Raw genomic sequence first — 22,159 nt, 5'->3', positions numbered from 1 at the left:
TGACCTGCGAGGACGCGGCTCCTCGGCCGGTGGGGGCCGCTCCGCCCGGTTTCTGCTGACTACGATGACCATCGTGGTGTGGGGACCGGGCTATGGCAGTGCTCCGCCGCCCAGCCCCCAGGCGGGGCAGGATCCGTTCGCGGAGGCGGAGCGCGACACGAGGGCGATGGTGGCCGCCGCATGGTGGCCGTCGGCGCCTCCGCAGCAGCGCCATCACGCCATCGCCGGCCGCATGCTCGTCCTCCCGGACGGGACGTGGTGGCTGTTCGGGGCGTGGGCCCGCTGGTACCGGCTGCACCCGTCCGACGGACAGTGGTACCTCTGCCCGCCGCCCCGCATCCCCGCCGTCCGGATGGCCGCGCGGCCCGCGCAGCAGGGGCAGGCGCAGGTGCCCGCGCTGCCGCCGCACGTCATCCCCGCCGGGCCCGACTTCTCCTACGACCCGCCGTCCGGGCTGCCCTTCGTCGCGCACGGGTTCGCGACCGAGCTGACCTCCCGCGTCCGGTCGACCGTCGAGTCCGCCGCCACCCTGCCCGCCCCCGACTACCCGCACTGGTGGCGGGAGTTCACGAGCGAGACGCCGTCCACGGTCGCCGTCGCGTGGGGCGTGATGCTGTGGTGCTCGGCCGCGCCCGCCTTCGACTCGCGGCTGGACGCGCAGATGCTCGACCTCTGGAAGCCCTACCGCGCCCGGCCCCTCCCCGACGTCGACGGCCCGCGCTGGCTCACCCCGCCCGCCCTGGAGACCCTCGTCGCGCTGTACTCCGAGCGCCTGCGGGCCAGCCGGGTGGACGCGGCGGTCGTCGTCCTGCGGACGATGTGGGCCGTCGCCAGCGCGCTGCGCGACGACATCCGCTTCCAGGCCAGGGCCGACGCGCTGCTCGCCATCCTCGGCGCCACGCTCGCCAACCCGACCGTCGACTACGGGGCGCTGCCCTACGGCGACCAGGCGATCGTCCAGCAGTGGCTGACGCGGTGCCCGCCCAACCTGGTCCCCGCGCTGCGGAACGAGAGCTCGCCGGGCGACAACTTCCGGCACGCCTTCTACACGCTCAGCGAGCTGATCGCCGAGCTCTCGGGCGACCCCGCCGAACCGGCCTACATCGAGCCCCGGCTGGTCGCCGCCGCGTTGCTCGCCGCCGACCTGGACGTCGTCCGCAAGGACATGGTGGGCACCATCGTCCCCTGGCTCGACCCCGAGATCCGCTACACCGTGCAGGCGGTGTCGGAGCAGAAGGGGCACCCGCTGCGCCGCCTGTGGCCGCAGGACATGCGCCTCCCGGAACCGCTGCGGTCCGCGGCCGGGTCCGGGCCGGGCGCCGAGTCGCTGCTCGCCGCGACGTACGAGGTCGACCTGGCGTGGTGCCGGCTCGGCGGCATGCCCGCCCGCCCGCGCGGCTTCCCCGTCCCGACCGCGGTCGTCGCCGGGATCATCGGCCGCAACCGGGCCCGCGCCACGGCCGCGGCCCCGACGTCCACGCCGCCGCCCAACCCCGCACCGCAGCCGTCCCCGTTCAACATGCAGAGCCAGCCGGGCCTCGCGCCCGGCGCGGCACCCCAGGCGCAGGCGCCCGCCGGGCCGGACCGCCCGTTCGTCCAGCCGCCCGCCCAGCCCGGCCTGGAGAACGCGCCCGGACCGGCCGGGCAGCCCCCGGCGCCGCAGGCGGCGTTCGACTCCCCCGGGTTCGCGCCGCCGGACCCGATGATGGGCGGGGCCTCGCCCGCCGAGGAGGAGAAGGACGAGGGGAGCGCCGCGCCGCCCTACACCGAACTGGGCTTCCAGCGCGCCGCGCCGATGCAGAATCCGGCGCCCGCGCCGATGCAGAGCCCGGCGCCTATGCAGAATCCGGCGCCCGCGCCGATGCAGAGCCCGGCGCCCGCGCCGATGCAGGCCCCGCCGCCGGGGCCGCCCCAGCCCGCCGCGCCCGAGCCGGTGCAGGCGAGCCCCGCGCCCGCCGCCCAGCAGCAGGCCGGCGGCTTCTCCCCGCCCGAGGAGGAGAAGCAGGACGAGAACTTCGTGCCGCCGTACACGCAGCTGGGCTACCAGCCGGCGGGCTCCGCGCCCCCGTCCCCGCCGAACGTCCAGCCGCCGAGCCCCGTCCCGCCCCCGCCGGAGCCGCAGCAGCCGCAACCGCAGCAGCCGCAGGCGTTCGACCCGTACGCGACCCGGGTGGAGGACCAGGCGGGATCGCCGCAGGCCGGCGCGCCCGTCCCGCCCGTGCCGCCGCAACCCGGCCGGCCGCCCGGCACGCGCGTCCTCGGCCCCGGCGACCTCGAGGACGACCAGGCGCCCCCGCCGCAACCCGTCCCGGGAGCCGGTCCCGGGACGAAGGTCATGTCCAAGACGATGGTCGGCGACTTCGACTTCCTGGACGACACGCCGTCGCCCGAGCAGCCCGTCCACGAGATCCCGCCGCCGCGCGACCGCAGCACCCGCCGCGTCCTGGAGCGGTTCGGGTTCGGCTTCCTGTACGGCGAGCACGACGCCGCCGAGTTCCTCGGCGAGCTGCGCGCGCAGGCCGAGGAGTGGAACGCACCGGCGGGCGAGGAGATCGAGCGGACCCGGGTGGACGGCGCGCCCAGCTCGATCAAGTCCGGGGTCCCCGGGGTGCTGCTGGTCGGCGCCCCCCACTCCGGGCAGCGCCGGCTGTCCCGGATGATCGCGCTGACGCTGGCCAACGCCGGCCTCGGCGACGGGGCGATCCGCGCGCACGACGCCGAGGACGTCCGCAACGCGCCGCCGGAGCGGATCGGCCGGCTCCTCGGGCAGCCCGGCCCGGTGATCCTCTTCGAGCGGCTGGACGTGGCCATCTCCGGCGCGGCGGACCCGGCCGCGGTCGTCGGGGCGGTGCGCCGCGCCCGCCGCGACCCGGTGAACACGACGCCGGTGATCGCGACGTGCGAGCCGCGCGCCTACAAGCGCCTGCTCCAGGAGCACCCGAAGCTCGTGCAGGCGTTCCGCGTCCACCGGCTGCCCGACTTCGCCGACCTCGACAACCGGATGACGCTTTTGCACCTGCTGGCGGACGAGCGGCGCGTCACGATCGGGGCGGCGGCGCTGGAGGTCGCGCGCGCCGACCTGGAGCGGCTCCGCGGCCCGGGCGACCTGGTCAACGCCCGCCTGGTCGAGGCGTACCTGGACCAGGCCGCCCAGCGGAACATGGAGCGCGCGGGGGCGTCCCACGACCGGCTCGTGCTGACGCCGGACGACCTCGCGGGCGTGGCCGAGGGGATCGAGCCGGCGCTGCGCCCGCCCGGCGACATCGACGGCTACCTGCGGCAGCTCGACCAGCTCACCGGGCTGGACGAGGTCAAGGCGGCCGTGCTGGAACTGGCCGACGAGGCCGGCCTCGCGGCCGACCGGGCGCGGTACGGGGTGTCCGGCGGCGACGCGCGGCACCTGGTCTTCGTCGGGCCGCCGGGGACGGGCAAGACGACCGTGGCGGGCCTGGTCGGCGGCATCTACGCGGCGCTGGGGCTGCTGGAGTCGGGGCACGTGGTGGCGTGCCGTCCCGTCCATCTGGCGGGACGCGACCGCGTCGACACCGAGAACCGGGTCGCGGGCATGGTCGACCAGGCCCTCGGCGGCGTGCTGCTCATCCAGGAGGCGTACCGGCTCGACCGGTCCCCGGCCGTGGTGGCCGAGCTGCTGCGCCGCATGAACCAGGGGGCGTCCCGGTTCATCGTGGTCTGCACCAGCCCGGCGGCGGAGATGGAGGGCTTCCTCGCGGGCAACCCCGCCTTCCGCGCCGAGTTCGGCCGGGTCCTGGAGTTCACCCCGATGGGGGACCGCGAATTGGTCCAGCTGTTCCAGAGCTACGCCGAGCGCGACCTCTACATGCTGGACGAGGAACTGCGCGTCGAGTTGCTGAGCCGGTTCTCGCGGATGCGCGAGGACCAGCGGTTCGCCTACGCGCGCACGGTCAGGGCGCTGTTCGAGCAGACGGTCGCGCGGCAGGCGGCCCGGCTGGCCGGCGCCGACGTCAACGCGGCGACCGTGGCCCGCCTGACGGCCCGTGACCTGCCCGAATCGACGCTGGAGCAGATGCTCGGCGACTTCCGCCCGGGTGGCTGACCGGGCCCGTCCGTCCCGGAATGAATAGGACATCTGCATCAGATGGGCATGACCCGGGAAGGCTACACAATCCGGGGTGCGTCCTTCCGGGGCCGCCGGGGAGCGGCGGCCGGGACGCCGGGGCGTCCCCCGGACGGACAGGGTCGGAGTGGCCCGCGAATGGCCCTCTTGGGTCATGTGCGCGCCGGGGTCGGACGCGTAGCCTCGACTCGGGTGTGGGGAACGAACGGAGGTGGACGCGGTGCGCCAGAATCTCGATCTGCGCGTCCACGACCGTGTTGCGCTGGACGAGATCGAACTCTATGCCGAGATGCTCAGTGCGGTGGCGGCGGCGGAACGGCCGCTGACCGTCGCGGAGATCGACATGGTGCTCGGAGTGCGGTCCGACGAAGCCGGTCGTCGTGAGCTGACGCCACAGGATTGATCACCGCCTGCCGGGGACGCCGATTGAGGGCGTCCCCGGTTCGTCTTTTCAGACACACCGAAGCCCCGGCTGGGGTTGTGCCGTAACCGGATGCTCTATGTAGCGGTAATGTAACGAATCTCACGCCTGATCAACATCGCCGCGCAGGTAGACCGCCCACCGGCCCCGCGCCCGAGGGCGTTCCGCCAGATAGGGGGGAGTCCGCGGGGTATGTACCTGGTGATCCAGGGCAATCATGTAGGTGAGAGGATGGCGGACACCAGCAGAAGCTGGGGCAAAGGTTCTTTTTACGGCTGGTAGCGCCTACGATCCTCTGCGGACTGTTCCGGCACATCAGGAGAACGACGTGCGCTTGCGTCTCACGCCGCGTGAGGACAGCTTCTACGACATGTTCGCCGACTCGGCGAACAACCTGGTCACCGGCGCCAGGCTGCTCGTGGAACTCATCAGCGACGGCTCCGACCGGGCCGCGATCGCCGAGAAGATGCGCGCCTGCGAGCATGCGGGCGACGAGTGCACTCACGCGATCATGCGGCGGCTCAACGAAACGTTCATCACCCCCTTCGACCGCGAGGACATCTACCGGCTGGCGTCCGACATCGACGACGTGATGGACGAGATGGAGGAGGCCGCCGACCTCGTCGCGCTCTACAAGATCGACGAGTTCCCCAAAGGCATCGTCAACATGGTGGAGGTGCTGGAGCGGGCCGCCGAGCTCACCGCGGAGGCCATGCCGAAGCTGCGCTCGATGAAGGAGCTCAACGAGTACTGGATCGAGATCAACCGGCTTGAGAACCAGGGCGACCAGGTCTACCGCAAGTTGCTGGCACAGCTGTTCAGCGGCGAGTACGACACCTTGACCGTGCTGAAGCTGAAGCAGGTCATCGACCGGCTGGAGGACGCCGCCGACGCGTTCGAGCACGTCGCCAACACGGTCGAGACCATCGCGGTCAAGGAATCATGAGCAAGGCCGAGGATTCCGGCGCGACCCTCACCCGCGAACCCTCGGCCGGCGCCGAGGAGACGCTGGGGGAGCAGGCCACCCGCCGGGTGACGGGGCGTGCGTGGATCCTGCTGCTGGCCGGCGTGCTGGTGGTCATGGTCGCGGGCGCGCTCGGCCTCCGCACCGACGCGCAGATGGCGGTGCTCGTCCTCGTCGTCGTCGTGGCCCTGGTGTTCGACTACACCAACGGGTTCCACGACGCGGCGAACGCGATCGCCACGGCGGTGTCCACCCGGGCGCTGACCCCGCGGGTCGCGCTCGGCATGGCCGCCGCCATGAACATGATCGGCGCCCTGCTCGGCGTCGGGGTGGCCAAGACCGTCAGCGAGGTCATCACCCCGCCGAGCGGCCTGCACGGCCTCACCGTGGTCGCCGCCGGCGTGCTCGGCGCGATCACCTGGAACCTGATCACCTGGTACTTCGGGCTGCCGTCGTCCTCCTCGCACGCCCTGATCGGCGGCGTCGTCGGCGCCGGGCTGGCCTCGCTGTCGTCGGTCAACTGGCAGAGCGTGATCGACAAGGTCGCCATCCCGATGGTGGTCTCGCCCGTGGTCGGGTTCTGCCTCGCCTACCTGACGATGGTGGCGATCCTGTGGATCTTCCGGCGCTCCAATCCGAGCCGGGTCGGCCGCCGCTTCCGGATCGCGCAGACGATGTCGGCGGCGTCCCTCGCGCTCGGCCACGGCCTCCAGGACGCCCAGAAGACGATGGGCATCATCGTCCTCGCGCTCGTCACGACCGGGCACGCGGACGGCAGCACGGTCCCCTGGTGGGTCGTCATCGTGTGCGCCGGGGCGCTGTCCGCGGGCACCTACGCGGGCGGCTGGCGCATCATGCGCACGCTGGGCCGCAAGGTCATCGAGGTCGATCCGCCGAAGGGCTTCGCCGCTGAAGCGACGGCCTCCGTGGTCCTCTACGCGACCGCGTTCATCTGGCACGCTCCAATCTCCACCACCCACACGATCACCTCGGCGATCATGGGGTCGGGCGCCACCAAGCGGCTCTCCGCGGTCCGCTGGGGCGTCGCCGGCAACATCCTCGTCGCCTGGGTGCTCACCATGCCGATGGCCGCGGCCGTGGCCGCCGTCGTCTACTGGCTCGTCCACCTCTTCGGGGCCTGAGCCTCTTCCGGGCCTAGACGTGCCGACGGCCCGCCGCGTGGGGAGGGCGGCGGGCCGTCGCGGTGTCCTCCCGCCTACTGGCCGGAGATGCGGTCGAGGGGTGGGGGTGCGATGGTGCCCTGGGCCGCGAAGTAGGCGACGAAGGCGTCCAGGTCTATCTGGCCCAGGACCTGGTCCGTGCCTTCGGTGAAGACCGTGAAGCCGTCCCCGCCGCCGAGGAGGAAGTTGTTCGCCGCGACCTTGTAGGCGACGGCCGGGTCGACGGGGGCGCCGCCGATGGTGATCGCGGAGACGCGGTCGCCGACCGGCTTCGAGCGGTCGATGGTGAAGTGCAGGTTCGCCGACGGCTGGAGGATCTTCTCGCCCGCGGACGTCCACTGCTGTTCGAGGAGGGCGTCGAGCTGGGCGCCGGTCAGCGACGTCACGCCCATCACGTTGCTGAAGGGCTGGACGGCGAACGCCTCGCCGTAGGTGACGACGCCGTCGCCCTCGGAGCCGCTCGCGGCGTAGGTGAGGTCGGTGCGGACGCCGCCGGGGTTCATCAGCGCGACCTGGGCGCCGAGGTCCTGGGTGCCGGCGAGCTGGGCGTCGGCGATGACGTCGCCGAGCGCGGTCTCGCCCGCCGCGGAGGGGGTGCGGGTCAGATCGGCGGTGATCTTGCCGATGGGCTTGTCGGCGATGACGGAGACCCGCTCCTTCCAGGTCTGGACGAACTTCTCCGTCGCCGGGTCCGGCGGGACGTCCCGCGTCACGACGTGGTTGTCGGCCTTCACCGAGGAGCGGACGATGTCGCCGGTCCGCCGGTTCACCTTGAGGTTCACCTCGGTGATCACGCGGCCGAAGGACGAGCCGGAGGAGAAGAGGCGGGGAGCGCCCTTGGGGTCCCTGACCGAGCAGACGTACTGCTGGTGCGTGTGGCCCGAGAGCACCATGTCGATCTCGGGGTCGGCCTCCTGGGCGATGCGGGAGCCGGCGCCCGGGACGATGCCGCACTCGTCCGGCCGCGCGTCCGGCTTGACCTGGTCTCCCTCGTGGACGAGCAGCACCATGGCGCGGACGTGGTGCTTCTTCAGCTCGCGGGCGGCCCGGTTCGCGGCCTGGACCTCGTCCTGGAACGTCAGGTCCTTGATGCCCTCGGCCGTGACGATGCTCGGGGTGGTCCTGGTGACGACGCCGATGAAGCCGACCCGGACGCCGTTGACGCGGCGGATCGTCCACGGCCTGATGGCGGGCCGGTCGTTCTTCTTGAGCAGGACGTTCGCGCCGAGGTAGTCGAACTTCGCGCCGCGCCACTTCCCGGCGGGCGAGCACCCGTCGGCGGGGTGGCAGCCGCCGTTCTGGATGCGCAGCAGCTCCCGGTAGCCCTCGTCGAACTCGTGGTTGCCGACCGCGGACGCGGTGACGCCGACGTCGCCGAGGAACTGGACGGACGGCTCGTCGTGGTAGGCGGCGGAGATCAGCGGTGAGGCGCCGATCAGGTCGCCCTGCGCGACCGTGAGGGTGTCGCGGTTCCGCAGCTGCTTGAGGTGGGTCGCGATGTAGGCGGCGCCACCGGCGAGGACGGTCTCCCCGTTCTCGTCGATGGCCCGGCCGGAGCTTCCGGACGGCGGTTCGAGGTTGCCGTGGAAGTCGTTGAGCGCGAGCAGGCGTACGGACGCGGTCGGTGCGGGATGCGCGGCGGCGGGTTGCGCGGCCACGCCCACGACCGTCAGCCCCGCCGCGGCGCAGGCCAGGAAGGTGCGTCGTCGAGTCATTCTGTGGACGGTAGATCCGTCCGGCATACGGTTCCCGGCGGCTCGATGACGTTTTTGTGACAACTTGATCAGGGGATATGTCGATCATCCTGTTCGTCCGGCCGCATAGGGTGGGCCCGTGGGTGAACTGCGGGCGCTGAGGGACGGTGAGGTCGCGCCGGCGCTGGCGCTGGCCGAGGCGGCGGAGAAGGCGGACGGCGTGGGGCCGCTGTCGGAGCACGCGCTGCTGGCGCTGCGCGGCGGGCGGTCGGGTCTGGCGATAGCCGAGGGCGGCGCGGTCGTGGCGTACGCGCATCTCGACCCGGCGACGGAGGAGGAGCCCGCGGCGGCCGAACTGGTCGTGCACCCTGATCATCGGCGCCGGGGCCACGGGCGGGCGCTCCTGCGCGCCCTGCTGGACGAGGCCGGCGGCCCGCTGCGGGTGTGGGCGCACGGCGACCTGCCGGCCGCCGCGGCGCTGGCGGAGTCGGAGGGGATGACGCGGGTCCGCGCGCTCTTCCAGATGCGGCGCCCGGCGTCCGATCCCCTGCCGGACGTGCGCGTCGCCGAGGGCGTCTCGATCCGCGCGTTCGAGCCGGGCCGGGACGAGCGGGCCTGGCTGGAGGTGAACGCCCGCGCGTTCGCCGACCATCCCGAGCAGGGCGCCTGGACGATGGACGACCTCCGCGAGCGGGAGGGCGAGGGCTGGTTCGACCCGGCGGGCTTCTTCCTCGCCGAGCGGGGCGGCCGGCTCGCCGGGTTCCACTGGACGAAGGTGCACCCGGGCGGGATCGGCGAGGTCTACGTCGTGGGCGTCGACCCGGACGCGCAGGGCCTCGGCCTCGGCCGCGCGCTGACCCTCGCGGGCCTGCACCATCTGCGCGACGCGGGGCTGGATCAGATCATGCTCTACGTGGACGAGTCGAACGTCGCGGCCGTCCGGCTGTACGAGTCGCTCGGGTTCACCCGCTACGCCGTCGACGTCATGTACGGGACCGGCCCCGCCTGATCGGCGGCACTTCCCTTACCTCTGGGGAGCCAAACCGTGATGGGTGTTCCTCGACCTGGATTTTGGACGTCTGAGCTGCGCTGTTAACCCGGCGTCCATGGCAAATCGGGACATTCTTCCCAACCGTGCACGATGGCGTTCATCCGCCGTTCACCTGGATCGGGGCGGCTGGTCACCTCGCCTGCCTAGCGTCGCTGTCGACGGCGAACCCGCCGTCCGGCCCACGGCCGGGGCGGCTCGGGGGACCCGCCCGACCAGACTCAGAGGAGACCCTCCGGTGAAGAACGGTTCCCGACTCGCCGCCCTCGGCGGCGTGGTCGTCGCGGGGGCGCTGGCCCTCTCCGCCTGTGGGAGCGACAACAACACGACGGCGAGTTCGAGCGGCGCGCCGGCCGGTGACATCGACTGCGCCAAGGCCAGCGTCAACGCGGCCGGGTCGAGCGCGCAGAAGAACGCGATCGAGGAGTGGACGAAGCTCTACGCGTCCAAGTGCGCGGGCGCCAACCTGAACTACAACCCGAGCGGCTCGGGCGCCGGCATCCAGGCGTTCACGAGCGGGCAGGTGGCGTTCGCCGGCTCGGACTCGGCGCTCAAGCCCGAGGAGGCGACCGCCGCGCAGAAGCGCTGCCAGGGGAGCAGCGCGCTGAACCTGCCGATGGTCGTCGGCCCCGTGGCCGTCGTCTACAACCTGCAGGGCGTGGACGGCCTGAAGCTGTCGCCCGAGACGATCGCGAGCATCTTCTCCGGCAAGATCAAGAACTGGAACGATCCGGCGATCGCCAAGGAGAACCAGGGCGCCGAACTGCCGGGCGACCCGATCAAGCCGGTCTACCGCTCGGACGAATCCGGCACCACCGACAACTTCACGGACTACCTGAACACCACCGCGCCGAAGATCTGGACGTGGGAGAAGGCCAAGAAGTGGCCGAACTCCACCGGCCAGGGCGCGCCCAAGTCCGACGGCGTCACCAGCCAGGTGAAGAGCACCGCGGGGGCCATCTCCTACGTGGAGATGTCGTACGCGACGAACAACAAGCTGCAGACCGCCCAGGTGAAGAACGGCGCCGGCGAGTTCACCGCGCTGTCCCCGGACAGCGCGTCCAAGGCCGTCGCCGGGGCGAAGGTCGTCGGCACCGGCAACGACGTCGCCCTGGAGATCGACTACGCGACCAAGGAGCCGGGCGCCTACCCGATCGTCCTGGTCACCTACGAGATCGCGTGCGAGAAGGGGCTGCCGGCCGAGCAGGCCGGGTTCGTCAAGTCCTTCCTCACCTACACCTCCAGCGCGGACGGCCAGAAGGTGCTGACCGACCACGGCTACGCGCCGCTGCCGCAGAGCGTGCTGACCAAGGTCCAGGCATCCGTGAAGGCCCTGTCCTGACAGCGGACGACGGGACCAGCAGCCCCGCCGCCGAGCACCTCGGCGGCGGGGCCGCTCCGGGTTCCGCCGACATGATCGAAGGGGGACGTCCCGTGACGAGCGAGACCGGCGTCGAGACGGCCGCCGGCGTCGAACAGCGCGCCGGCGGGGTGCGGATGGGCACCGGCCGGGCCGGTGACCGGATCTTCGCCGCGGCGGCCCGCGGCTCCGGCATCACCGTGCTGCTGATCATGGCCGCGATCGCGGTCTTCCTCGTCTGGAAGGCCATCCCGGCGCTCCAGGACAACGAGGCGAACTTCCTGACCGCCGAGGAGTGGAACCCGAACGCGACGCCGCCGGAGTTCGGCATCGCGCAGCTCGCCTTCGGCACGATCGTGTCGTCGCTGCTGGCGATGCTCATCGCGACGCCGGTGGCGGTCGGCATCGCGCTGTTCATCTCCTTCTACTCGCCCCGGCGGCTCGCCTCCGGGCTCGGCTACATCGTCGACCTCCTCGCGGCGGTGCCCAGCATCGTCTACGGGCTCTGGGGGCTCGCCTTCCTGTCCCAGCACATGGAGGGCATCGGCGGGTTCCTCAACGGCGCGCTCGGCTGGATCCCGCTGTTCGGCGGCGACTCGCCCGGCAAGAACTCCATCTTCACCGCCTCCGTGGTGCTCGCCATCATGATCCTGCCGATCATCTCGTCGATCTCCCGCGAGGTGTTCCTGCAGGTCCCGCGGGCCAACGTGGAGGCCGCGCTCGCGATCGGCGCCACCCGCTGGGAGATGATCCGGATGGCCGTGCTGCCCTACGGCCGCTCCGGCATGATCGGCGGCGCGATGCTCGGCCTCGGCCGCGCGATGGGCGAGACGATCGCGGTCGCGATGGTGCTGACCTACGTGCCCGGCATCAACATCCACCTGCTGGAGGACGGCGGCGCCACGTTCGCCTCCAACATCGCCAACAGCTTCGCCGAGGCGTCCACCACCGGGCGCGGCGCGCTGATCGCCTCCGGCCTCGTGCTGTTCGTCATCACCCTGCTCGTCAACATGGCCGCCCGCGCGGTCGTCGCGCGCCGGAAGGAGTTCGTGTGACCACCGTCTCCACGCGCCCGTCCGCGCCGGACACCTCGCTCACCTCGGTGTCGGCCGGGCGCAGGTTCAAGGACCGGGCCGTCCAGGGGCTCGTCTACCTGGCGTTCGCGCTGGCGCTCGTACCGCTGGTGTCGGTGCTGTGGACGGTCGTCGTGAACGGCGCCAAGCGGCTCGACGTGACGTTCTTCCAGTTCTCGATGAACGCCGTCAGCGGCAGCGACCCGGGCGGCGGCGCCTACCACGCGATCATCGGCACCCTGGAGCAAGTCGCGATCACCAGCCTGATCGCCGTCCCGATCGCCGTGCTCACCGCGATCTACCTGGTGGAGTACGCCGGAAACGGCCGGCTCGGCAGGATCATCAGCTTCACCGTGGACGTCATGACCGGCATCCCGTCCATCGTCGCCGGCCTGTTCGTGCTGGCGCTGTGGCTGCTGACGTTCGGGTTCGACTTCTCCGGGCTCGCCGGGTCGCTCGCGCTGACCATCCTGATGATCCCGACCGTGGTGCGGGCCACGGAGGAGATGCTGAAGCTCGTCCCGAACGACCTGCGCGAGGCGTCCTACGCGCTGGGCGTGCCGCGCTGGCGGACGGTCTGCTTCGTCGTCCTGCCGACCGCGATGACCGGGATCGTCACCGGCGTGATGCTGGCCGTCGCGCGCGTGATGGGGGAGACCGCGCCGCTGCTGCTGACGATCTTCTTCACCAAGGCGATCAACAACGACCCGCTCAACGGCCCGCAGGCGTCGCTGCCGACCTTCATCTGGGAGCAGGCCGCCGACCCCAACCAGAACTCGATCGACCGGGCCTGGACGGGCGCGCTCGTGCTGATCGGGATCATCATGCTGCTCAACCTCGTCGCCCGGTTCGTCGCACGCCGCAAGGCCCCCGCGGGCCGCTGACACAGAGGAGAGGAAATGGCCAAGCGGATCGAGGTCTCCGGGCTTCACGCCTACTACGGCGGCGTCCACGCCATCGAGGACATCTCGATGTCGATCGAGCCGCGCTCGGTGACGGCGTTCATCGGGCCGTCGGGATGCGGCAAGTCCACCTTCCTGCGCACCCTCAACCGGATGCACGAGGTCATCCCGGGCGCCCGCGTCGAGGGCAAGGTCATGCTGGACGACGACGACCTGTACGACTCGTCCGTCGACCCGGTGGCGGTGCGCCGCGTCGTCGGCATGGTCTTCCAGCGGCCCAACCCGTTCCCCACGATGTCGATCTACGACAACGTGGCGGCGGGCCTGAAGCTGAACGGGGTGCGCCGCAAGGGCCGGCTGGACGAGGTCGTCGAGGAGTCGCTGCGCGGCGCCAACCTCTGGACCGAGGTCAAGGACCGGCTCGGCAAGCCCGGCGCGGGCCTGTCCGGCGGCCAGCAGCAGCGGCTCTGCATCGCCCGCGCGATCGCCGTCCGGCCGCAGGTCCTGCTGATGGACGAGCCCTGCTCGGCGCTCGACCCCATCTCCACGCTCGCGATCGAGGACCTGATCGAGAAGCTGAAGACGCAGTACACGATCGTCATCGTCACGCACAACATGCAGCAGGCCGCGCGGGTCAGCGACCGCACCGCGTTCTTCAACATCGCCGGGACGGGCAAGCCGGGCAAGCTCATCGAGATCGACGAGACCAGCAAGATCTTCGCGAACCCGGAGCAGAAGGCGACCGAGGACTACATCACGGGCCGCTTCGGCTGAGGCGGGCGTCAGGCGCGTGCGGGGGTCCTGTCCTCGGCTTCGCCGGGACGGTGGTCGGGCACGAACCGGTAGCCCACGTTGCGCACGGTGCCGATCAGCGACTCGTACTCGGCGCCGAGCTTGGCGCGCAGCCGCCGGACGTGCACGTCGACGGTCCGCGTGCCGCCGAAGTAGTCGTAGCCCCAGACCTCCTGGAGGAGCTGGGCGCGGGTGAAGACCCGGCCCGGATGCTGGGCCAGGTACTTCAGCAGCTCGAACTCCTTGAAGGTCAGGTCGAGGACCCGCCCCCGGAGCCGGGCGGTGTAGGTCGCCTCGTCGATGGTGAGGTCGCCGCTGCGGATCTCGCCGGGCACCTCGTCGGCGTCGGTGACGGCCGCGGCGCGCCCGACGGCGAGCCGGAGCCGCGCCTCGACCTCGGCGGGGCCGGCGCCCTGCAGCAGCACGTCGTCCAGGCCCCACTCCGGGCTCAGCGCGGCGAGCCCGCCCTCGGTGACGATGCCGAGGAGCGGGCAGTCGAGCCCGGTGGTGCGCAGCAGCCGGCACAGGCTCTTGGCCTGCACCAGGTCGCGGCGCGCGTCGACCAGCACGATGTCGGCGGGCGGCGCGTCGATGAGCGCGGACGCCTCGGCGGGCGCGACGCGCACGGAGTGCAGCAGGAGCCCGAGCGCGGGCAGGACCTCGTCCGAGGGCTCCAGCGCGTTGGTCAGCAAGAGCAAGCTGCTCAAGTGCCCGCCTCCCGTCCGAAAAAGACGTAGGACCCAGGCGGCTCACCCTCCAGCCCCGGCAACGGCCGGCGACTCGAGAACGAGGCGACCATGAAGGGCATTCAGATGAACTCCATGGCCTCGTCGCCCGGATCCCTCCCCAAGAGCATAACCGAGCCGCCCCGAACGGCAATGAGCGCCCGCCCACACACACCCCGGAGGTCGCTCCCTGGGAGACTGAAGCCATGGCTAAGGGCACGTTGCGGTTTTGGGCGGCCGCTAAGGCGGCCGCGGGGACCCATGAGGAGCCGTACGACGCGGTGACGCTGGCGGAGGCGGTGGCCGCGGCCGGGGACGGGCGCGGCGGGGAGTTCGCGCGGGTCGTCGGGCGGAGCTCGTTCCTCATCGACGGGCAGCCGGTGGGGACCCGTCCGCACGAGTCGGTGATGCTGCCGGAAGGCGGTGTGGTGGAGGTGCTGCCGCCGTTCGCGGGCGGCTGATCCCACCGGCAGGGTGATTTCTCCCGGTCGCACGGTCATTCCCCGGTGCGACGCCTTCCGGGTCGTTCGCCCATTATCGTGTGGCGATCGCATGCCGGAGCCCGAAGGAGAGACATGCGGAAGGTACTGCTGGTACTGCTGATCCTCGTGGCTGTGGCGCTGGTCGCCGCGGACCGGATCGGGGTCCGGGTCGCGCAGGACAAGATCGGTGAGCAGGTGGCCGCGCAGAACAACCTGCGGCAGCAGCCGGAGGTCACGATCCACGGCATCCCGTTCCTGACCCAGGCGGTCGGCGGCGAGTACGAGCGCATCGAGGTGGCCGTCGGCGACCTGACGGAGCAGGGCGTGACCGTCACCGGCGTCAAGGTCGACCTGCGGGGCGTGGAGGCGCCGCTGTCGGAGGTCACCAAGGGCAGCGCGGCGAACGTGACCGCGCGCACCGCGACCGCCTCCGCCGTCATCCCCTACGACATGATCCAGAAGGAGGCGCCGAAGGAGGTCAAGCGGATCGGGCCGAAGGGCGACGACCTGTCGGTCGAGATGACCGGCGCCGTGCTCGGCGTCCCGGTGAACGGCACCGCGGTGGTGGAGGTCAAGCCGACCGCGAAGGGCATCGCGATCACGCCCGTGTCGGTGGGGTCGAACGGCGCCGCGCAGATCCCGCTGGCCCTCGTGAAGCGGCAGCTCACCTGGACCGTGCCGGTCGCCGACCTGCCCGTCGGGTCGCGGATCAGCGAGATCCAGCCGACCGAGGAGGGGCTGCGCGTCTCCGCGACCGCCCAGAACGTCCGGCTGAACGATCTGCGGGCGGAACAGAAATGACCCGTGTCCGGTGAACCGGGCCGCGAGGACGTACGTGTCAGTGGTGTGGGACCGACGGCGGATGAGGGGTTGCTTCGCGCCCTGTACAGCGAGCACGGGGGTCCCCTCCTCGGCTACGTCCTGCGGCTGACCGGCGGGGACCGGACCCAGGCCGAGGACGTCGTCCAGGAGACGCTGCTGCGCGCCTGGCGGCATCCGGAGGCGCTGGCGGGGCGCCCCGCGCGGCCGTGGCTGTTCACGGTCGCGCGGAACCTCGTCGTGGACGCCCATCGCGCCCGGCGCGCCCGGCCGCCGGAGACGGGCATCGACGAGCAGCTCATGATGACCGCGGCGGGCTCGGACGACATCGACCGGGCGCTGGAGTCCTGGACGGTCGCCGAGGCGCTCGCGGGGCTGAGCCCGTCGCACCGGGCGGTGCTGGTGGAGACCTACTACAAGGGCCGGTCGGTGGCGGAGGCGTCCAAGGCGCTCGGGATCCCGCCCGGCACGGTCAAGTCCCGCACCTATTACGCATTGCGGGCGCTCAAACTCGCATTGGAGGAGCGGGGGTTGGCGCCATGAACGACTGCGCGGACGTGCGCACCGCGCTCGGTGTGTACATGCTCGGCGCGCTCGACCCCGGGGAGCGGAGCCAGGTGGAGGCCCATCTGGAGGGCTGCCCCGCCTGCCGGGACGAGCTCGCCGGGATGGCCGGCCTGCCCGCGCTGCTCGGGCGGGTCGACGAGGCGCAGCTGGAGCAGATCGCCGGGCCGCCGCCCGAGCTGCTGGACGGGCTGCTGGCCAGGGCCGCCGAACGGCGGAGGGGATGGCTCGGCCCGCTGGGGCGCATGGCCGGCGGGCGCGCGCGGTGGGTCCCGCTCGCCGCGGCCGCGTGCCTGGTGCTGGTCGTCGGGGTGCTGGCCGGCGCGCTGCTGTTCCCGTCCCGGGACGGCGGCACCGTCGCCGCGCCGCCGTCCGCCACGCCGACCGGGTCGGCGGTGCAGGGCGAGCGCATCAACGCGGCGGACCCGAAGACCAACATCAAGGGGTACGTGCTGCTGCACCGCAAGGCGTGGGGGACGGAGGTGGAGCTGCACCTCGCCGGGGTCCCCAAGGGCTCGCACTGCCGGCTGCTGGTGATCGCGCGGGACGGCCGCCGGGACGCGCTCGGCAGCTGGTACGTCCCGTACGACGAGGGCTACGGTGAGTACCGCGGGTCCACGATGTTCCCGCGCGGCCAGCTGTTCTCGTTCGAGGTCGTCGGCCTGGACGGGCAGCCGCTGCTCACGATCCCCACCTGAGGGGACGGCCCGGGGAAGAAGTCCCCGCTTCCGGGAGTTGTCCATGCCGATGACCGGACTATGGATCGCGGTGGCGGTCCTCATCGCGGCCACGGTGTTCGGCCTCGTGCGGCGGCACCGTGACGGGGTGCTGCGCGCCCGCGGGGAGAAGGGCGGCGAGGTGACCGAGACCATCGGGCCGGACGACGTGGGCGCCGAGCTCGGCGAGAAGGCGACCCTGCTGCAGTTCTCCAGCGCGTTCTGCGCGCCGTGCCGCGCCACCCGCCGCGTCCTCGGCGAGGTGAGCGGGATGGTCGACGGCGTGGCGCACGTCGAGCTCGACGCGGAGGCGCATCTCGATCTCGTCCGGAGGCTGAACGTCGTCCGGACGCCGACCGTCCTCGTCCTGGACGCCGCCGGGCGTGTCGTCCGCCGCGCCACGGGAGCGCCCCGCAAACCCGACGTCATCGCGGCATTGGGCGAGGTCATTCCGTGAGCCGTATCGGGATGACCTGGGATAAGACGAATATCACTGTCTCGCAAGGCGAGACGGAAGTGACAGCGCGTGGATTGCCGCTTAACATCGAGTCCGTGCGTTACTGGACAGAGCAGATGCTCACGAAGCGCCGCGCGGTCGACTTCTGCCGCGTGGCCGCCTCGCTCTGTCGCATGGTCTGAGGCATCGAGCCCGTCCGCCCCCGAGCACCTTTCCGCTTCTCAGCTCGTACGCACGCTTCCACTCCGCCAGGAGCACCCCGATGCAGGTTGATCCGCGTGGGCCGCGCTTCGGCGCATACGTCACCACCGTCGTCCTCATCGGGGTGCTGGTGAGCGGAAGCTGGGCACTGCTCGCCGCCCAGGCCGTCGTGTTCGCGCTCGCGACCTTCCTCGGCCTCCGGTACGCCCCGTACGGACTGGTGTTCACAGTGCTGATCCGTCCCCGGCTCGCTCCGCCCAGGGAACTGGAGGACGCGGCCCCGCCCCGCTTCGCGCAGGGTGTCGGCCTCGCCTTCGCTTTGGTGGGAACGGCCGGGTACGCGACGGGGATCACCTGGCTCGGCATCGGTGCCACCGCCCTCGCGCTGGCGGCGGCGTTCCTGAACGCGGTGTTCGGGTTCTGCCTCGGCTGCGAGATGTATCTGCTCCTCCGACGTACAACCGCGAAATTCCGCTCCGAGAGGGAGGTTCCCGCATGAGCCGCTCAGACGTCCTGGTGGACACCGACTGGGTCGAGGCACACCTGGACGACCCCGGTCTGGTGCTCGTCGAGGTCGACGAGGACGTGTCCGCCTACGACAAGGGCCACATCCGCGGCGCCGTGAAGATCGACTGGAAGACCGAGCTGCAGGATCCGGTCCGCCGCGACTTCGTCGACAAGACCGGGTTCGAGCAGCTGCTGTCCTCCAAGGGCATCGCCAACGACGACCTGGTGATCCTCTACGGCGGCAACAACAACTGGTTCGCCGCGTACGCGTACTGGTACTTCAAGCTGTACGGCCACGGCAAGGTGAAGCTGCTGGACGGCGGCCGCAAGAAGTGGGAGCTGGACTCCCGCGAGCTGGTCACCGACGTCCCGTCCCGTCCCGCGACCGACTACAAGGCCAAGGAGCAGGACCTGTCGATCCGCGCCTTCCGCGACGAGGTCGTGGACGCGATCGGCAAGCAGAACCTGATCGACGTCCGGTCGCCGGACGAGTTCAGCGGCAAGCTGCTCGCCCCGGCGCACCTGCCGCAGGAGCAGTCGCAGCGGGCCGGCCACGTGCCGACCGCGGCCAACATCCCGTGGTCGAAGGCGGCCAACGACGACGGCACGTTCAAGTCCGACGAGGAGCTCCGGGAGCTGTACACCGAGGCCGGCGTCGACCTGAACAAGGACACCATCGCCTACTGCCGCATCGGCGAGCGCTCCTCGCACACGTGGTTCGCCCTGCGCGAGCTGCTGGGCCTGGAGAACGTGAAGAACTACGACGGTTCCTGGACCGAGTACGGCTCGCTCGTCGGCGTGCCGATCGAGCTCGGCGCCGCCAAGTAAGCGACGAGTTCCCGTCACGATCCGTCACACGGAGATGGAGGAGCAATGACCCAGGGCTGCGCAGCGCCCGAGCAGACGGCGCACCTGCCTGCGACCGTCGACCTCACCAACGAGGCCGTCATCCAGGGGACCGTCACGCGTGACGGCACCCCCGTGTCCAGCGCCTACGCCCGCCTGCTCGACTCGTCCGGCGAGTTCACCGCCGAGGTGGTCACGGGCGAGGAGGGCGTGTTCCGGTTCTTCGCCGCCGACGGCGACTGGACCGTGCGCGTCCTGGCGGCGGGCGGCGTGAGCGTCGACAACACCGTCACCGCGAAGACCGGCGAGGTCGCCGGTCTCCAGGTCGCGATCTGACCGACGCCTCCGCCTCGCGAACCCCGCCGTCCCGCCCCACCTGGGACGGCGGGGTTCGTTACGATCGGCGCGATGTCCAAATTGCCCGCTCGCTCGCCGTTGATCCTGCCGTGGGCCACGCTGAAGCTCGCGGGACGCTTCGTCCTGCCGCTCGCCCTGTGGTTCACCGTGGGGGAGCTGCTGCGCTACGGGGCGATGTACGCGGGCTACCGGCTCGGCACGATGAAGGGCGTCGCGGCGACCCTCGCGCCGATCGTCACCGTCGGCCTGCTCGTGGTGATCACCCTGGCGGTGACGGTGCTGATGGTGCACTGCGTCCGCGAGGGCCTGGACGTGGTGCACGCCCGGGACGCCGGCGGCGGCCTGACGCCGTGGGCGGTCGGGAACGAGGAGTCGGTGATCGGCGCGATCGGCCGCGCCGCGCTCCCGTTCGTGATCTTCTACCTGGCGTGGGGGAGGCACGGCGAGGACGCCCGCGAGTTCGCCGGCCAGGCCGCGAGCCGCGGGTTCGCCGAGGGCGGCATCGAAGGGCAGATCCAGGGTGCCGGGCTGTTGCTGTCGATGGAGAAGCACCTCGGCCTGGCGATCGGCCTCACCGCGGGCCTGTTCGTGCTGAAGGTGCTCGCCGAGTGGCGGCTGGAGCCGCGGCTGCCCCGCGCGGTCGGCGCGCTCGTCGCCTTCCTTGAGATCAACTTCGCGCTGTTCGGCATCTTCACGATCGACCACCTGCGCGGGAAGGGCGTCGACTGGTTCACCGGGCGGCAGGTGTGGGCGTGGGTGAACGACGCCGCCGGGCCGGCGCTCGGGCTGTGGCCGCCGTTCAAGGACGCGGTGCTCGGCGCACTGATCCTGCTGGTGATCGCCGGGGTGGTCCTCGGGCTGGACGCGGGCGACGAGCGGGTCGTGCTGGGCGGGAGCCGGGCGGCGCGGCGGCTGGCCGCCGCCGGCGGGGTCGACCGGGCGGGCAGCCCGCGGGAGCTGCTCACCCGCGGGTTCCGCGAGATGTGGCTGCCGGCCTGGTACGGGCTGCGGCTCGTCCGCCGGTCCGGGCTGATGCCGTTCGCCGTGTTCTGCCTGCTGTTCACCGGCCTGCACGTGGCGGAGGGCGCGTCGCGCCGGCAGGTGTACGAGCTCATCGGCCCGCACGAGGTGACGTGGTGGATCCAGGCGCTCCCGTTCGTCGGGTACGGGACGGGCCTGGTGTTCGAGGTCCTGCGGATCTGCCTGCTCGCGGCGGCGTTCAACCTGGTGATGGCGCGGGTCAGCGCGAGAACCGCAGCGAAACCTGCGGCTCCCCCGGCTTCCGGGACGTCTTCGGTGCCCGGATCTCCAGTTCAAGCGAGTCCGCCATGGAGCGGGGCACGGTCCCCTTGACGGTGACGCCCATGGCGACGCCCGCTCTGGGTTCGCCCGTCCGCTGCCCGAGCGCGGACCATTCGCGGCCTTGGCCGTCCAGGAGCCGGTAGACGAGCCCGTAGGAACCGACCGCCTTCGCGCTGGCGGCGTCCCCCGGGCGTACGGCGAGCTGCACCCGCAGCTCGGTCACGTCGCCGGTCTTCTGGAGGGGGTCGGCCTTCTGCCGTCCGTAGATCCTCCACTTCGCGCCCGCCAGTTCACCGATCTGGCCTTCCGGGACGGTGGTGACCTTCTCGGGCGGCTTCAGGTTCTTCCGGACGCTGTTGGCCTCGTCCGCCCACTGCACGGCGAGCAGCGTCGCCACAGCGCACACGAGCGCGATCGCCTCGGCCACGCGCCTGTCCTTGGGACGGATCCGGGAGCGTTCGGGGGCGTCGGGGAGGGGGATCCCGTCGGGACGGGTCTCGGAGGCCGTCACGGGTCCTCCTCGATCTCGTACCGCTCGGCGGCGCCGCGGATCAGTTCGGCCGCCCGGCTTCCGGAGAGGCCCAGGTCGATGTCGGCGGCGGCCGACAGCTGCGGGAGCAGCCCGCCGGTGCCGACGACGAGGTGCGCCCCTTCGAGCCGTTCCTTGGGCAGCTCGAACAGGAACGCGGTGGGCGTCCAGATCAGCGGCTGGAAGGTCGGCTGCGCGTCGGCGGAGGCCGTCCCGGTGCGCGGGTCCTCCTTGAAGGTGTAGCCGCCGGGCGTCTCCAGCGTCGCGGCCCTGAGCTGGATCGGCTCCTCCCGGCTCATCGCCCGGAGCCGCACGACGAGGTAGACGCCGTCGGTGCCGACGGGCGGCGGGTCGCCCAGGCTGAGGCTCGGCGCCAGCGACCGCGCGACGTCCACCCGGTCGACCCGGAGGCTGAAGGACCGGGTGGTGATCTCCTCGCCGACCGTGCCGCCGGTCCGAATGGGATCCAGCTCTGCCGCCTCGACCTTGGGGCGGAGGGTGTGCAGCCACATCGCTCCGGCGAGCAGCAGCGTCCCGCCGATGCCGGCGCCGGCCCGCAGCAGGATCTCGCGCGCGTTCACCGCGGGCTCACCGGGAGCGTGAGGCGGCCGGCGAGGTCGTCGCCCTCGGTCGTGATCAGCCACTTGTAGCTGACGTCGGTGAACCCGTGCTCGTACTCCCACTTCTTCAGGCCGACGGTCAGCTTCCTCGGCGCGTCCGCCGGGCCCATCTTCCACATGGCGGACGCCTCCACGGGCAGTCCCGGCTGCGTCGTGTCGGTCTTGGCGCCGGCGGCGACGCCCTCCACCTGTTCCGGCTTGACCCACTTCCCGGCCCTGGTCAGCGCGACCACGCCGTTGCCCAGGCCGCCGATGCCCAGCGAGGCCGTCTCCTTGCCGTTGTTGAGCACCCGCATCCGGACGATGAGGAACCGCTCCCTGGCGCTGCCGAACCCCGCGTCCACGACGCCGATCCGGGCGTCGTGGACGGTGACGGTGAACAGCCCGAGGTCGAGCGGCTCGCCCGGCCGCTTCGCCGGCTGCTTCGGCGTCTCCTTCAAACCCCCCACCAGCCAGAGCACCGGCACCAGGACGGCGAGCACGCCGAGGACCGCCACGGGCAC

Annotated in this window: 24 protein-coding genes; 19 read left to right on the top strand and 5 right to left on the bottom strand. The window is 71.8% G+C overall.

Annotation, left to right across the window (positions count from 1 at the left end):
* The first annotated feature begins 64 nt into the window (after nucleotides 1-64).
* From BM339_RS16830 to BM339_RS16815, 4 genes are all read left to right on the top strand, one after another.
* Nucleotides 65-4,075 carry an AAA family ATPase gene (locus tag BM339_RS16830; protein WP_143118466.1) on the top strand — a complete coding sequence of 1,337 codons (4,011 nt, stop codon included), beginning with the start codon at nucleotides 65-67 and terminating at the stop codon, nucleotides 4,073-4,075.
* Nucleotides 4,076-4,307: 232 nt separating this feature from the next.
* Nucleotides 4,308-4,499: a hypothetical protein gene (locus BM339_RS16825; RefSeq protein ID WP_021597037.1), complete on the top strand. Its 192-nt coding sequence runs from the start codon at nucleotides 4,308-4,310 to the stop codon at nucleotides 4,497-4,499.
* Nucleotides 4,500-4,845: 346 nt separating this feature from the next.
* Nucleotides 4,846-5,463, top strand: coding sequence for a DUF47 domain-containing protein (locus BM339_RS16820; protein WP_075021450.1), 618 nt, complete (start codon nucleotides 4,846-4,848; stop codon nucleotides 5,461-5,463).
* Complete coding sequence (locus BM339_RS16815; protein ID WP_083597677.1) at nucleotides 5,460-6,623, top strand: inorganic phosphate transporter; 1,164 nt, start codon at nucleotides 5,460-5,462, stop codon at nucleotides 6,621-6,623. The genes BM339_RS16820 and BM339_RS16815 overlap by 4 nt, the downstream gene beginning before the upstream one ends.
* A gap of 74 nt (nucleotides 6,624-6,697) precedes the next feature.
* On the opposite strand, the gene BM339_RS16810 is transcribed toward BM339_RS16815, so the two are convergent.
* Complete coding sequence (locus BM339_RS16810) at nucleotides 6,698-8,377, bottom strand: bifunctional metallophosphatase/5'-nucleotidase (RefSeq protein WP_075021449.1); 1,680 nt, start codon at nucleotides 8,375-8,377, stop codon at nucleotides 6,698-6,700.
* Between the two features lie 127 nt (nucleotides 8,378-8,504).
* Here BM339_RS16810 and mshD point away from each other — a divergent pair, with 127 nt between their 5' ends.
* The 5 genes from mshD (at nucleotide 8,505) to pstB (ending at nucleotide 13,513) form a co-directional block, all read left to right on the top strand.
* Entirely contained in the window at nucleotides 8,505-9,365 is an 861-nt protein-coding gene (gene mshD / locus BM339_RS16805) for a mycothiol synthase (protein WP_412521122.1), read from the top strand.
* Nucleotides 9,366-9,642: 277 nt separating this feature from the next.
* Nucleotides 9,643-10,746 (top strand): phosphate ABC transporter substrate-binding protein PstS, encoded by a 1,104-nt coding sequence (gene pstS / locus BM339_RS16800; RefSeq protein WP_021597032.1) that lies wholly within the window; start codon nucleotides 9,643-9,645, stop codon nucleotides 10,744-10,746.
* Nucleotides 10,747-10,838: 92 nt separating this feature from the next.
* Nucleotides 10,839-11,819, top strand: coding sequence for a phosphate ABC transporter permease subunit PstC (gene pstC, locus BM339_RS16795; protein WP_075021447.1), 981 nt, complete (start codon nucleotides 10,839-10,841; stop codon nucleotides 11,817-11,819).
* Nucleotides 11,816-12,721 carry a phosphate ABC transporter permease PstA gene (gene pstA / locus BM339_RS16790; protein ID WP_075021446.1) on the top strand — a complete coding sequence of 302 codons (906 nt, stop codon included), beginning with the start codon at nucleotides 11,816-11,818 and terminating at the stop codon, nucleotides 12,719-12,721. The genes pstC and pstA overlap by 4 nt, the downstream gene beginning before the upstream one ends.
* A 15-nt stretch (nucleotides 12,722-12,736) precedes the next feature.
* On the top strand, nucleotides 12,737-13,513 hold the full coding sequence (gene pstB, locus BM339_RS16785) for a phosphate ABC transporter ATP-binding protein PstB (RefSeq protein ID WP_075021445.1): 777 nt from the start codon (nucleotides 12,737-12,739) through the stop codon (nucleotides 13,511-13,513).
* A gap of 8 nt (nucleotides 13,514-13,521) precedes the next feature.
* Here pstB and BM339_RS16780 read toward each other — a convergent pair whose 3' ends face one another.
* A complete protein-coding gene (locus BM339_RS16780) occupies nucleotides 13,522-14,238 on the bottom strand; it encodes a winged helix-turn-helix transcriptional regulator (protein ID WP_024936309.1) in 717 nt (238 codons plus the stop codon).
* Between the two features lie 224 nt (nucleotides 14,239-14,462).
* Here BM339_RS16780 and BM339_RS16775 point away from each other — a divergent pair, with 224 nt between their 5' ends.
* From BM339_RS16775 to BM339_RS16730, 10 genes are all read left to right on the top strand, one after another.
* Entirely contained in the window at nucleotides 14,463-14,717 is a 255-nt protein-coding gene (locus tag BM339_RS16775; RefSeq protein ID WP_021597027.1) for a MoaD/ThiS family protein, read from the top strand.
* A 114-nt stretch (nucleotides 14,718-14,831) separates the two neighbouring features.
* Complete coding sequence (locus BM339_RS16770) at nucleotides 14,832-15,539, top strand: LmeA family phospholipid-binding protein (RefSeq protein WP_075021444.1); 708 nt, start codon at nucleotides 14,832-14,834, stop codon at nucleotides 15,537-15,539.
* Nucleotides 15,540-15,542: 3 nt separating this feature from the next.
* On the top strand, nucleotides 15,543-16,100 hold the full coding sequence (locus tag BM339_RS16765) for a sigma-70 family RNA polymerase sigma factor (protein ID WP_033333625.1): 558 nt from the start codon (nucleotides 15,543-15,545) through the stop codon (nucleotides 16,098-16,100).
* Nucleotides 16,097-16,819, top strand: coding sequence for a zf-HC2 domain-containing protein (locus tag BM339_RS16760; RefSeq protein ID WP_075021443.1), 723 nt, complete (start codon nucleotides 16,097-16,099; stop codon nucleotides 16,817-16,819). Before BM339_RS16765 ends, BM339_RS16760 begins: the two co-directional genes overlap by 4 nt.
* Nucleotides 16,820-16,868: 49 nt before the next feature.
* Nucleotides 16,869-17,294 (top strand): TlpA family protein disulfide reductase, encoded by a 426-nt coding sequence (locus BM339_RS16755; protein ID WP_075021627.1) that lies wholly within the window; start codon nucleotides 16,869-16,871, stop codon nucleotides 17,292-17,294.
* A complete protein-coding gene (locus BM339_RS16750) occupies nucleotides 17,291-17,476 on the top strand; it encodes an Ms5788A family Cys-rich leader peptide (protein WP_021596473.1) in 186 nt (61 codons plus the stop codon). Before BM339_RS16755 ends, BM339_RS16750 begins: the two co-directional genes overlap by 4 nt.
* Nucleotides 17,477-17,556: 80 nt before the next feature.
* The gene (locus BM339_RS16745; RefSeq protein ID WP_075021442.1) at nucleotides 17,557-17,994 is read left to right on the top strand and encodes a DUF4395 domain-containing protein; all 438 of its coding nucleotides are present in this window, start codon (nucleotides 17,557-17,559) and stop codon (nucleotides 17,992-17,994) included.
* Nucleotides 17,991-18,830 carry a sulfurtransferase gene (locus BM339_RS16740; protein WP_021596471.1) on the top strand — a complete coding sequence of 280 codons (840 nt, stop codon included), beginning with the start codon at nucleotides 17,991-17,993 and terminating at the stop codon, nucleotides 18,828-18,830. The genes BM339_RS16745 and BM339_RS16740 overlap by 4 nt, the downstream gene beginning before the upstream one ends.
* Before the next feature lie 45 nt (nucleotides 18,831-18,875).
* Complete coding sequence (locus tag BM339_RS16735) at nucleotides 18,876-19,184, top strand: DUF1416 domain-containing protein (RefSeq protein WP_021596470.1); 309 nt, start codon at nucleotides 18,876-18,878, stop codon at nucleotides 19,182-19,184.
* A gap of 72 nt (nucleotides 19,185-19,256) precedes the next feature.
* Complete coding sequence (locus tag BM339_RS16730) at nucleotides 19,257-20,558, top strand: hypothetical protein (RefSeq protein ID WP_143118465.1); 1,302 nt, start codon at nucleotides 19,257-19,259, stop codon at nucleotides 20,556-20,558.
* Here the strand turns inward: BM339_RS16730 and BM339_RS16725 are convergent.
* Genes BM339_RS16725 through BM339_RS16715 form a run of 3 tightly spaced genes read right to left on the bottom strand, consistent with a single transcriptional unit; the run spans nucleotide 20,446 to nucleotide 22,159 of the window.
* A complete protein-coding gene (locus BM339_RS16725) occupies nucleotides 20,446-21,018 on the bottom strand; it encodes a hypothetical protein (protein ID WP_075021440.1) in 573 nt (190 codons plus the stop codon). The two genes, BM339_RS16730 and BM339_RS16725, sit on opposite strands and share 113 nt — an antisense overlap.
* The gene (locus BM339_RS16720) at nucleotides 21,015-21,617 is read right to left on the bottom strand and encodes a hypothetical protein (RefSeq protein ID WP_021596467.1); all 603 of its coding nucleotides are present in this window, start codon (nucleotides 21,615-21,617) and stop codon (nucleotides 21,015-21,017) included. The genes BM339_RS16725 and BM339_RS16720 overlap by 4 nt, the downstream gene beginning before the upstream one ends.
* Nucleotides 21,614-22,159 carry a hypothetical protein gene (locus BM339_RS16715; RefSeq protein ID WP_075021439.1) on the bottom strand — a complete coding sequence of 182 codons (546 nt, stop codon included), beginning with the start codon at nucleotides 22,157-22,159 and terminating at the stop codon, nucleotides 21,614-21,616. The genes BM339_RS16720 and BM339_RS16715 overlap by 4 nt, the downstream gene beginning before the upstream one ends.

It is taken from the genome of Actinomadura madurae (assembly GCF_900115095.1).
GTDB classification, from domain to species: domain Bacteria; phylum Actinomycetota; class Actinomycetes; order Streptosporangiales; family Streptosporangiaceae; genus Spirillospora; species Spirillospora madurae.
This window is presented reverse-complemented; position numbering and strand designations above follow the sequence as displayed.